The organism is Caloramator quimbayensis, assembly GCF_900167605.1.
GTDB classification, from domain to species: domain Bacteria; phylum Bacillota; class Clostridia; order Clostridiales; family Caloramatoraceae; genus Caloramator_B; species Caloramator_B quimbayensis.
The window spans coordinates 45,134-56,378 of record NZ_FUYH01000017.1 but is presented as its reverse complement, the minus strand read 5'-3'; the positions used below and the strand labels follow the sequence as shown (position 1 = coordinate 56,378).

Annotated in this window: 10 protein-coding genes; all 10 read right to left on the bottom strand. The window is 31.5% G+C overall.

The genetic code is table 11. From position 1 onward, the window contains the following. Nucleotides 1-444: 444 nt before the first annotated feature. Nucleotides 445-1,362: an N-acetylmuramic acid 6-phosphate etherase gene (gene murQ / locus B5D15_RS10910; protein ID WP_078697157.1), complete on the bottom strand. Its 918-nt coding sequence runs from the start codon at nt 1,360-1,362 to the stop codon at nt 445-447. Between the two features lie 14 nt (nt 1,363-1,376). After that, nucleotides 1,377-2,453: a DUF871 domain-containing protein gene (locus tag B5D15_RS10905; protein ID WP_078697156.1), complete on the bottom strand. Its 1,077-nt coding sequence runs from the start codon at nt 2,451-2,453 to the stop codon at nt 1,377-1,379. 68 nt (nt 2,454-2,521) lie between these two features. Continuing rightward, nucleotides 2,522-3,859: a PTS transporter subunit EIIC gene (locus tag B5D15_RS10900; RefSeq protein WP_078697164.1), complete on the bottom strand. Its 1,338-nt coding sequence runs from the start codon at nt 3,857-3,859 to the stop codon at nt 2,522-2,524. A 126-nt stretch (nt 3,860-3,985) separates the two neighbouring features. Beyond that, nucleotides 3,986-4,828 (bottom strand): PRD domain-containing protein, encoded by an 843-nt coding sequence (locus B5D15_RS10895; protein ID WP_078697155.1) that lies wholly within the window; start codon nt 4,826-4,828, stop codon nt 3,986-3,988. Nucleotides 4,829-4,855: 27 nt separating this feature from the next. Next, nucleotides 4,856-5,341, bottom strand: a complete 486-nt coding sequence (locus tag B5D15_RS10890) for a PTS sugar transporter subunit IIA (RefSeq protein ID WP_078697154.1) — start codon at nt 5,339-5,341, stop codon at nt 4,856-4,858. A 163-nt stretch (nt 5,342-5,504) separates the two neighbouring features. Continuing rightward, nucleotides 5,505-5,915, bottom strand: coding sequence for a GtrA family protein (locus B5D15_RS10885; protein ID WP_078697153.1), 411 nt, complete (start codon nt 5,913-5,915; stop codon nt 5,505-5,507). Next, nucleotides 5,912-6,826 (bottom strand): glycosyltransferase family 2 protein, encoded by a 915-nt coding sequence (locus B5D15_RS10880; protein WP_078697152.1) that lies wholly within the window; start codon nt 6,824-6,826, stop codon nt 5,912-5,914. Before B5D15_RS10880 ends, B5D15_RS10885 begins: the two co-directional genes overlap by 4 nt. 12 nt (nt 6,827-6,838) lie before the next feature. Next, entirely contained in the window at nt 6,839-8,935 is a 2,097-nt protein-coding gene (locus B5D15_RS10875; protein ID WP_078697151.1) for a glycosyltransferase family 39 protein, read from the bottom strand. 156 nt (nt 8,936-9,091) lie between these two features. Next, complete coding sequence (locus B5D15_RS10870; protein WP_078697150.1) at nt 9,092-10,570, bottom strand: HAMP domain-containing sensor histidine kinase; 1,479 nt, start codon at nt 10,568-10,570, stop codon at nt 9,092-9,094. Further along, complete coding sequence (locus tag B5D15_RS10865; RefSeq protein ID WP_078697149.1) at nt 10,557-11,243, bottom strand: response regulator transcription factor; 687 nt, start codon at nt 11,241-11,243, stop codon at nt 10,557-10,559. Before B5D15_RS10865 ends, B5D15_RS10870 begins: the two co-directional genes overlap by 14 nt. Nucleotides 11,244-11,245: the final 2 nt, after the last annotated feature.

Here is an 11,245-nt window from a genome sequence, read left to right as displayed (position 1 = left end):
CGCGTATTTCGTAGTACTATGACCTCTGCTGACTTCTAACAGTTCAGCTATTCATCGCTGAATAGGTTGCCATTGAGAAAGTTCATTCTTTTTATGGCATATCTGTTAGACCTCCCCGGGTAAGAGCAACCGCCTTCATCCCATATACTCGCCACATTTACTGTATGAGGTTCGGGTAGTGTTGGACTTTGTTTTGTTCCGCAAACTCGTCCGCCTCAAGTCAGCCTCGTATGTGGTTCTTGTTCATCGAGCCGAGACTTTGCCTCCGGCTTCCTTCAGATTCCACCTCACGATGGACACCCTTGCCATTGGCTAATGGTTCCCACTACCAAGCCCATAGCGGACTTTCACCGCCGAGCTGTTGCCCATGCCGGGCACACTTAAAAGAGCTGCAGACAAAATACATTTGTCAGCAGCTCAAGGATAAAAATTCTGAAAAATATTTTATTTTTCATTTTTTACATCTTCTAAGGCTTTTTGAATATAGCCACAGTTTTTTTTAAGCATTTCTCTTGCTTTTTCCTTTTCTAACCCTGTTAAAAGCATAAAAATACTTAATTTTACATCATAATTAGTTTCATCTAATATACTGCTTGCAGTATTTTCATCAGCACCTGTTGCTATCATTACAATCCTTTTTGCCCTTGCTACAAGCTTTTCATTTGTTGCCTTAACATCAACCATAAGATTGCTATATACTTTGCCAAGCTTTATCATAGTTGCAGTTGTGAGCATATTTAAAACCATTTTCTGGGCAGTACCTGCTTTCATACGTGTAGAACCCATTATAACCTCAGGTCCTACTACAACACTTATAGGATAATCAGCTATCTTTGACATTTCACTTTCAGGGTTCATAGTAACACAAATAACTGCAGCACCAATCTCTTTTGCATAATTCATGGCACCTATAACATAAGGTGTTCTGCCAGAGGCTGCAATACCACAAACTACATCCTTAGATGTAAGATTTATGTTTACTAAATCTTTTTTACCCAGTACCTCATCATCCTCAGCCCCCTCAACAGCCTTAAAAATTGCCTCATGTCCTCCTGCAATCAATCCCTGAACAAGTTCAAAATCTACTCCAAAAGTAGGTGGACATTCAGAAGCATCCACAATCCCAAGCCTGCCGCTTGTACCTGCTCCTATATAAATAAGCCTCCCGCCATTAGATAGTCGATTTGCAATCTCATCTACAGCCTTTGCTATGTCTTTTTTAGCATTTTCAACAGCATAAGCTACTTTTTTATCCTCTTCGTTTATAAGAGTAATAATACCTAAGGTATCAAGTTTATCAATATCAATTGTATTAATATTCCTTCCTTCAGTTGTTAATACATTTAATTTATTAATGTCCATTTCTACCTCCACAATTATTTCGTTTCAATAAATTTAAATTTACTTTCTTCATTTATGTAATTAATCAAAAATATTTCTTCATCAATAACTTTTCCTACAACATTAACTCTATTATCAGCCGGAAGATTTTTTTTGCAAATCTGCAGTTCTCCACAATATCTTAAATAGTCCTTATTATCAATAGTAATAAAACCAATAATCCTTTCAATATTATTATAAGGTTCTATTACTTCATTTATATGCTCTCTTGAAGATGTAGATCGAATAACATCTTCTGCATTATCAGGTCTATTTGTATGAATATGATTAAATAAAATATCTCTTTCTATTTTACTTGAAGTAAACGCTTTTATTCTTAGCTCTAAAATATTTTCATCAACTCTTCCAACTGTTTCTATCTCTTTATTAGTTGGAATACTATCTCCAAAAATAACATTGTTTATTCCTAATACAAATAAATGTTTAGCTGCAATTTGAGGTTCCATAAATCTATGATTTTCTAAAGTAGGTAGTCCTTCAAATAAAGGTGCTCTTTTATTTATTAAAGAAGGAATAAATGCTGATATATTTATTCCATACTTTCTAAGCAATTTGTTCTTATAATTAAACGTATCAATAGATATCCCTGTATTTAATCTCGGATAATAATTATGACAAGCTTGTATATTGCTATAATTAGGTTCAAATGTTCGAAATTCATTTAAAAATTTTTCGTTTACTGTGCTTGCATTTATTTCTATTTTTATATCATAAGGGTTTTTGGTGAATTCAGCTATTTCTTTTGCTGTAAATCCAAAGTCCACTCTAATTCCATATAATCCAAGTTCCTTGAAATATTTCATATCGTTCATTGTTACTCCTAAATATTTAAAAGTCCTCGGAGATATATCTGCAATAACATTCATATTATTCTTATTGCTGAATTCCACCATATTAATAAATTCATCAATAGTCCTTTTATAATCCGCTTCAGGTATATGTAGTGATGTGAATATGCTTTGAAATCCATTTTCTTTTGCAAAAACTATATAATTTAAATTTTCTTCCAAAGTATAATTTAAACCTGTAAAAATTGAAATTCCTTTTGGCATACAAATCTCCTTATTTCCAATTATAGAGAATTGAGTTTTCTCAATTCTCTATAATTATATATTTTATATTATTCTTCTGGATCTTCAAATCCTAATATATAAGTTGCTATAAATCCTGCTGTATACGCAATAAGAACACCAATTAAATAATATACAACTGTCCCCGGCTTTATTAATGCAGCAAGTGGAAGACCTGATAATCCCATACTTATTGAAGCTACTTTAGTAGCAGCATTGAAAGCTCCTCCAAATGCACCTCCAATACATGCCCCTAAAAATGGCTTTCCAAGAGGTAACGTAACACCATATATCAATGGTTCTCCAACTCCAAGTATGCCTACTGGAAGACCTGATAAAATAGTCTTTTTTAGTCTATTGTTTTTGGTCTTAAAATATACTGCTATAGAAGCCCCAACTTGGCCAGCACCAGCCATAGCAAGTATTGGTAACAGAAGATTTTGCCCTGTTGTTTTTAAAAGATCAGCATGAATTGGAGTAAGTCCTTGATGTAATCCTGTCATTACAAGCGGTAAAAATGTTCCTCCAAGTATGAATCCTGTTATAGCTCCACCACTTTGTATTGCTGCCTTTACTGCATTACCTATTGAATCTGAAATTGCACCTCCTAAAGGTTGCAATACAAATATAGCTGCAAATCCTGCAATGAGTACAGTAAGGAGCGGTGTAATAAATAAATCCAATACTTCTGGAATATATTTTCTTATTTTTTTCTCAAGCCAACTACTAAATACAACAACTAACAAAACTGCAATAACTCCTCCTCGTCCCGGAACAAGCGGTTTCCCAGAAAGCTGTACATTAGCAAGAGACGGACCAGATATTATAGCTGCCATTGTTCCTCCAAGCATTGGAGAACCTCCAAATTCCTTTGCAGCATTTGCACCAACAAACAAATTAAGTCCAAAGAAAACTGCTCCACCTATAACTCCTAAAATTCCTCCAAATGTAGTTTTTGCGAATTCAGGATTGAATTTTGATAAAATATTATTAATACCCATTACAAGACCACACGCAATAAATGCAGGAATTAATGGTATAAATACATTTGATATCTTCTTTAATAAATTTTTAAATGGTGTAGAATTCTTTGCTTTAATTTCTTCTTTTCTTATAGCAGCTTCATCAAGCTCACCAACTTTTAATCCTGTTAAAAGGCTCATTTCATTTGCTACCTTTACAACCCTTCCAGGACCTAAAATTATTTGAACTTGATTATCCTGCTCAACAAGTCCTAATACTCCCTCTGTCTTCTTTAGTTCTTCCTTTTGTACTAAAGATAAATCCTTTACTGTCAATCTCAATCTTGTCATACAATAAGCAATTGAAATAATATTTTGCTTATTGCCCACTTTCTTCAATATTTGCTCTGCAATTTGATTAGGCATAAGATTTGTCGTTGACATTTAAAAACCCCCTTTTTATTTTTTTATAAAAAAAGCCCAAGAAATGACAATATAGTTCCATCATCTCTTGAGCTAATGCCTGCATTACCAGTAACATGCTCTTAAAAATCACGTTAATTTACCTATTATGGTCTGAAGGTGAAGCGCTATATATCCTATTTCTCCCTCAGAAAACTCTATAAAATATTCTTTATTTAACATTTCAGATAGGTTTTTAGCTATCTGAAAAGAATAATTATATTTCTCTTTTATAGTATCTATTAAAAGATTTTCTATGCTTATCTTTTTTCGTGCCCTATCTACCGCAAATCTTATATGAGTTAACAGCCTAATATATTCTATGCTTTCTTTATCTATGTTTATTCCTAAAGAGTCTTCAATATATTGTATAGATGCTGCAATTACATTTGTTGTTAATGCTGCCTGTGATATTGGTATATTATTGGCAGCTGCATGTATATGCATAGCTATGAAAGCTGCCTCATCCTCTGGAAGATTTATATTGAGTTTATTATTTATAAGCTCTACTGCTTTTTTTGCAATTTCAAATTCTTTTTTATACATAGACTTTATCTCATATAAAAAAGGATTTTTTATCTCAATTGCGCTTTTGTATCTTATAACAGCAAAATTTAGATGGTCTAAAAGGGTAATATGGAGATTTTCATTTAATTTAGATTCAAAACATGAGGCAGCATATTCTATTATCTCTTCTGCTGCTGCAACAATATCTCCATCTATGTTTTCAATCAAAGAATTAAATTTTCTAATTGTATCTTCATCGAAAATATATAGTACTTTTTCAATATTTTTATCATTAACATACTGCCCTTCTTTAACTCCAAATCCTACACCTTTTCCTAATATAATGCACTCATTCTTTGAATCTATACATTTGCAGTAGACTACATTGTGATTAAAGGGTTTTATAACTACAAATTTTTTAACCATAATATCCCCCGAAATTTAGGCATGATTTTATTTTAATTTATACTTGAAAATAACATCCCTGACCGCCTTAACATCGTCACCGCTTTTAACCTTTATTTCAACTTCTTTTTCAGGATTTGTAATCACAACAGGAGTTACTATAGAATATCCCCTGCTTTCTATAAGTTTTCTATCTATTTTTATAATCTCCTGCCCCTTTTTAATATTTTGGCCTTCTTCAATAAGCCTTGTAAAACCCTCGCCATTTAATCTTACTGTATCCATTCCAATATGAACAAGTATCTCTGCCCCATCATCGCTTAAAACAGCAAAGGCATGATTAGTTTTAAATATCATAGCAAGTCTACCATCTATTGGAGATTTTATAATATCATCCTCCGGTATTATAGCAATTCCCTCTCCTACAATACCAGATTTAAAAGCCTCATCCTCAACTTCACTAAGTTCTAATACCTTTCCGCTAACCGGTGATACTACCTCATTATTTGCTTTTTTAAATATCAAGTCAAACATTATATTCCTCCTAAATTTTTATGCAAAAAAAGCTCAAGAAAACAATTATGTTTTCTTGAGCTCGTGCCTGCAAATCAGTAACACACTCATCTATTAAGAAGATAACAAAATATTCTCAAAATGTCAACAAAAATTTTCAGGATGAGGTATAGGTTTATTGTTCCTATATAAATACCCAATATCTATACCCTGCAAAATTTATTAATTGAGTAATTAAAGTTACTAATACTTTTGAAACATATACATTAATTCCTAAAATTGAGTAGAAAAAATTTATAAAAAACATTGAAATTAAAAGGGAAACTATATTAACAACAGCAAATTTTATTATCTGAGCTTTAATTTTAAATTTTTTTCTATCTTCAAAGGTCCAAAGTTTATTCATTATGAAACTGTTAACTGTTCCCATGCTGTAACCTGCAAATTGGCATAACATTTTGTTAATCGTAAATCCATTTAATATAGAAAAAAACGCAAAATCTACTAAAGTATTAATAACTCCAACTAATGAAAATCTAAATATTTTTTTGTATTTTTCGAAGAAGGAAATTTTGCTTTTAATTGCCTCTATCATTTAAATCCTTCCCTTTCTGAGATAATGTAAAGAGGTCTTCCTTTAACTTCATCATATATTCTACCAATATATTCTCCAATTACTCCAAGTGCTGTTAGAATAACTCCATTAAGCAAAAACAATAATGAGAGTATTGTTCCTACAATCAATCCATTGCAAAGAGTAAATAATAAAAAGACAATACTCATAAGTAATAATATGCTCCCAAAATATGCTGCAATTTTCAAAGGTTTATGTGAGAATAAAGCTATTGCATCAAAGGCAAGTTTAAGCATCTTTTTAAGAGGATATTTTGTCTTTCCTGCGAACCTCTCCTGCCTTACAAACTCAACTCCAGTCTGTTTAAACCCAACCCAGCTTACAAGGCCTCTAACATATCGGTTATGCTCTGGCGCAGATTTTAATGCTTCACAGACTTTTCTATCAATCAGTCTAAAATCACCTGTATCAACAGGCATATTTATATCTGTCATCTTGTTTAAAAATCTATAAAATGCTGATGCGGTAAACTTTTTGAAGAAAGTTTCACCTTCTCTTTTAATCCTTTTTCCATATACTACTTCATATCCTTCCTTCCATTTTTCAATCATCTCTATTATTACTTCTGGAGGATCCTGAAGATCTGCATCAATTACTATAACTGCTTTTCCGCAGGAATAATCCATACCTGCAGTAATTGCTATCTGATGCCCAAAATTTCTTGAAAAACTTATAAGTTTTATATTTGAATCATATTTGCAGATTTCTCTTGCAAGCTCTAATGTATTATCTCTGCTTCCATCATTAACGAATATTATCTCATAGGATTCTTTAGTTGAATCCATTATTCTCTTGAGCCTTTTATACGTCTCATTTATAACTTCTTCCTCATTGTATAATGGAACAACTACTGAATACTGAACATTATCCACAAAAACCCCTCCCTAATTTTTATCAGGCATTAAATCATATAATGTTATATTTTCTCCTCCCCTAAAAGGGTCTCCAATGTTATTTCCATCTGTATTTGACCAGTCACTTTGGGAAACCTGCTTACCATTTTGTTTTACCCAATTTATTATTTCTGTTTGATTTCCACCCATTCCGCCAATTGCAAAATATCTTATCTCCCCTTTTTCAAGCATTGACTTTAATTTTTCTACAGTCAATATTGGGTCTGAACCTGAAAATCCTCCGTAGGTCATAACGCTTTCTCCATATTCAAGTATTATACTATCAGCAGTATGGGAACTTGGAACAGCAACTAAATATTTTTCCCCATTCCTTTTGCTCTTTAAAAACTTAACTAAACTTGAATTACTGTTATTTTCAAAATTTGACGGCATTGGATTTTTATTGTTTATTCCAATATTATTCATTCTACCTAAATCTTTCATCTGAGTTTGTGGTCCTGCATTAGGCATTACTGATTGATCACCATAAATCATAGGAGTCAGCGACCAGGCAAAGGGAGATATTAATAATGCTAAAAGCCCAGATATTAAGAAGATTTTTGCATATTTTATATTTTTGTTTTTCACCATAATAAGTAAAATAGAAGATATTAATCCTATTCCTAAAACTAAGGGTATTAGTATATTTCCCCAACTGTATTTTGATAATATTATTGCTTGAATCAAAGCATTTATAGCAATAGCATTAGGGAGAAGATATGATTTCCAAGATTTTTCTCTATACTCTTCCCACATCTTAATTATTCCTATTCCAGATAAAACTGCTATTGAAGGTGCAAGCATTGAAAGATAATACCTGTGGTAAAAGCCTGCTATACTAAAGAAAACAATCATAGGAAACATAATGCCTGACCATAATATTAAATGCCTTAAGTTGTTTTTATCTTTTTTCTTTATATTTATTGCTAAAATAAGTACTCCAAACAAAGCTGATGGAATAAGCCAGCTTATCTGTCCTGCAAGCTTCTCATTAAACAATCTTAAAATCCCTTTATTCCCATTTTCTCCAACGCCTCCTACACCACCATTTCCACCTATCCTCTGCATATTTTTATCGATTCTTTGAGTAGCTTGACTATTAGAATCCGCACTATCTTTAGTGCCATTATTTGATTGATTAAATGGTATACCATTATCGTCAAATGATGCATTTCCATTTTGATTCATGTCAGGAGGCATACCTTTATTTTCTCCTTGAAAATAAGTTTGGTTCATATCAGGCGGTGTTCCCATATTAGGCTGCATAGGCATATTATTTGCAGCTGATTTTGAAACTGAATGACCTAACAATCTTTGAATTCCATTATATCCAAGTGCAAGTTCTAATACAGAATTAGTACTGCTGCTGCCAATATATGGCCTTTTATCTGCTGGTGTCAAATCGACAATCACTGCCCAAGATAATGAAACAGAAATTAAAACTGCTGCTGAAACTATAGTATGAATTATTCTTTTTCTTAAAGATATATTTGCTGTAAAAAAGTAAAGCATAAAAAGTCCTATGATTATCATATATGCCTGAAGCATCTTTATATTAAACCCAATTCCCACAAGAGCCATTGAGATTAAAAGATGTTTCAAACTTCCTCTCTCTGCTGCAACAATCGCTGCCCATACAGCAAGCAGAAGAACCATTATTAATGATGCATCAAGATTATTTGTTCTGCTTACAGCAATAAGTATTGGAGTGGTTGAAAAAATAAGAGCTGAAATAAGACCTGCATTTTTTCCGAAGCTTCTTTTTACGATATGATAAACTATTGCAGTTGATATAACTGTTGATAATGCTTCTGGTAAAATTACACTCCATCCGTGCACTCCAAAAATCCATGCAAATAAAGCCTGAATCCAAAGCCCAAGGGCCGGTTTATCTACGGTTACAAATCCTGCAGGGTCAAAGGATGCATAGAAAAAGTTATGCCAATTCATAAGCATACTCTTTACAGCTGCAGTATAATAGGAATTTGCATAGCCTTGCTTCCAAACACCGTAAAAACTTAAAAACATAGATAAAATTAATATAAAAATAAGGGCTATATCTTTCCATTTCCTTTTAATAAAATTCATATTTTCTCTCCTCTCTTAAATTTGCTAAATATATGCTATAATTTGTATTTTGTATTCAAGTGACAAATCTATTAACTATTTATGAACAAATACTTTAACTATCAAAAATAAAAAAAGTGTCAAACAAGTTAAAACCTGCTTAACACTTTTTTAATATCACATAATTAAAGGCAGAATTATATAAAATTTTACCCCTTTATCAGTATTTAATGCCCCATAAGTTCCGCCATGCATTTCAATTATGCTCTTAACTATTGAAAGCCCGACTCCAGCTCCTTTAAATTTTCTATTCCTTGATTTATCTAATTTATAAAAGATATCCCATATTTTTTCTATTTCATCTTCAGGAATGTAGGAGCCTGTGTTTTCTACTTCAACCCTTATTTTATCTTTCTCTTTTATCATATTTATAATAATTTTACCATTTTTCTCAGTATGTTTTATTGCATTTGTTAAATAGTTTGTTATAACCTGACCAATTCTATCCCAATCAGCAAAAACTACTGCATTCTTTATAAGATTTAATTCAATTCCTATTTCTTTTTCATGTAATGGTACTGTAAATTTTTTAATTATTGATTCAATCAAATCGCTCAAATTAAATTTTTCCTTTGATATTTCAAACTTACCGGATTCAAGTTTTGAAAGTTCAAGCATATCCTCAACAAGATTATTCATGTTTTTCGTTTCATCTAATATTATATCAAGATAAAAGTCTCTATCCTTATCAATAAATATATTATCCTTTAACGCTTCAGCATACCCTTCTATTAGGGATATTGGAGTTTTTAAATCATGTGAAACTGCAGCAATAAAATCCCTTCTCATCTTGTCAATGCGCTTTTCTTTTTCTATGTCTTCTTCAAGCTTAGCATTTGCACATCTTAAAGATGTTAGAGCCTCATTAAGGTTTTCAGATAAACTATTTAAGCTATTAGCGAGGCTTCCAATTTCATCCTGTGATTTCACATCGCATTTTTCTCCAAAATCGAGATTTGCCATCCTAATTGCTATATTATTCATTTCAACTAATGGTTTTGAAATAATCTTTGAATATAGATAGGATAAAATTATAACTATACATAATGCTATTAATGTAAAATATATATATATTTTATTTATAATTAGCAGAGCCTCGTTTACTGGCTGAAGAGAAGTTACTGAAATAATAATTTCATTATTTTTTAAATAATAATTCATGCTTACAATTCCTTTAAAAGGAGGTTCTCTGCCTTCGATTATAAAAGTTGCTATATTATTGTTTTTTCTAACAAGTTTCATATTTGGAGTACCTATGCTCTTAATAGCATCAAGAAGCATTCCATTTGGCAGGTTTCTATCTCTACCATCTAAGCTGAATATCTTTGGAACCATATTTTCATCTAAGACAGTTATCTTTGAGCCATTTTTTTCTTCAGAATCCAATAAAATTTTCTCTATTTCATTTAGAGATTCAGCCTTTTCATAGTTAGTTATAAATTCTTTTAACGCTTTTTCATTTTTATTTATTTTCTCACTTAAATAAAAACGTTCAAAAAATAGAAAAAGAAAAATCATCGTTATAAATATAAAAGATAAAAATATGGTTACATTTATTAAGAACAATTTTTTACTTATACTTTTAAACTTTATCATTTTTTACCTCAAACTTATATCCGTAGCCCCTTACGGTTGTTATTAAATACCCTTTATCTCCTAATTTTTCTCTCAGCCTTTTTACATGGGTATCTACTGTTCTTATATCGCCATCATAATCAATTCCCCAAATTTTATCAAGTATTTTCTCCCTCGAAATAGTAATGCCTTTGTTTTTAAACAAATATAAAAGTATATCATATTCCTTCGGTGATAACAAAACTTCCTCTTTGTTTATCAAAACTCTATGAGCATCTTCATCAATATAAAGGTCATCATAAGCTGCATTAATTGCACTATTTTCAATATAATATGTCCTCTTTAATAATGCTTTTATATTTGCTGCAATAATCTTTGGGCTTATAGGCTTAGTAAGATAAATATCCGTTCCAAGTTCAAATCCTAATAGTTTATCTTCATCATCCGATTTAGCGGTAAGCATAATAACCGGAAGAGTGGATGTTTTCCTAATTTCATTTAAAAGCATCCACCCATCCATAACCGGCATCATAACATCGATTACTGCGATATGAACATCTTTATTTTTTATTATTTTTAAAGCTTCATATCCATTTTCTGCAGTAAGAACATTATATTCATCTTTAATAAGGTACGCCTTTATAAGCTCTCTTATTCTTTCCTCATCTTCAACTACAAGAACAGTTTCATTCATAA

Excerpts from the sequence above, each read along its gene's own strand:
- B5D15_RS10900 (WP_078697164.1), bottom strand. The coding sequence starts at position 3,859 with ATGCCTAATCAAATTGCAGAGCAAATATTGAAGAAAGTGGGCAATAAG.
- B5D15_RS10875 (WP_078697151.1), bottom strand. The coding sequence starts at position 8,935 with ATGAATTTTATTAAAAGGAAATGGAAAGATATAGCCCTTATTTTTATA.
- B5D15_RS10895 (WP_078697155.1), bottom strand. The coding sequence starts at position 4,828 with ATGGTTAAAAAATTTGTAGTTATAAAACCCTTTAATCACAATGTAGTC.
- B5D15_RS10905 (WP_078697156.1), bottom strand. The coding sequence starts at position 2,453 with ATGCCAAAAGGAATTTCAATTTTTACAGGTTTAAATTATACTTTGGAA.
- B5D15_RS10885 (WP_078697153.1), bottom strand. The coding sequence starts at position 5,915 with ATGATAGAGGCAATTAAAAGCAAAATTTCCTTCTTCGAAAAATACAAA.
- B5D15_RS10890 (WP_078697154.1), bottom strand. The coding sequence starts at position 5,341 with ATGTTTGACTTGATATTTAAAAAAGCAAATAATGAGGTAGTATCACCG.
- murQ (WP_078697157.1), bottom strand. The coding sequence starts at position 1,362 with ATGGACATTAATAAATTAAATGTATTAACAACTGAAGGAAGGAATATT.
- B5D15_RS10870 (WP_078697150.1), bottom strand. The coding sequence starts at position 10,570 with ATGATAAAGTTTAAAAGTATAAGTAAAAAATTGTTCTTAATAAATGTA.
- B5D15_RS10865 (WP_078697149.1), bottom strand. The coding sequence starts at position 11,243 with ATGAATGAAACTGTTCTTGTAGTTGAAGATGAGGAAAGAATAAGAGAG.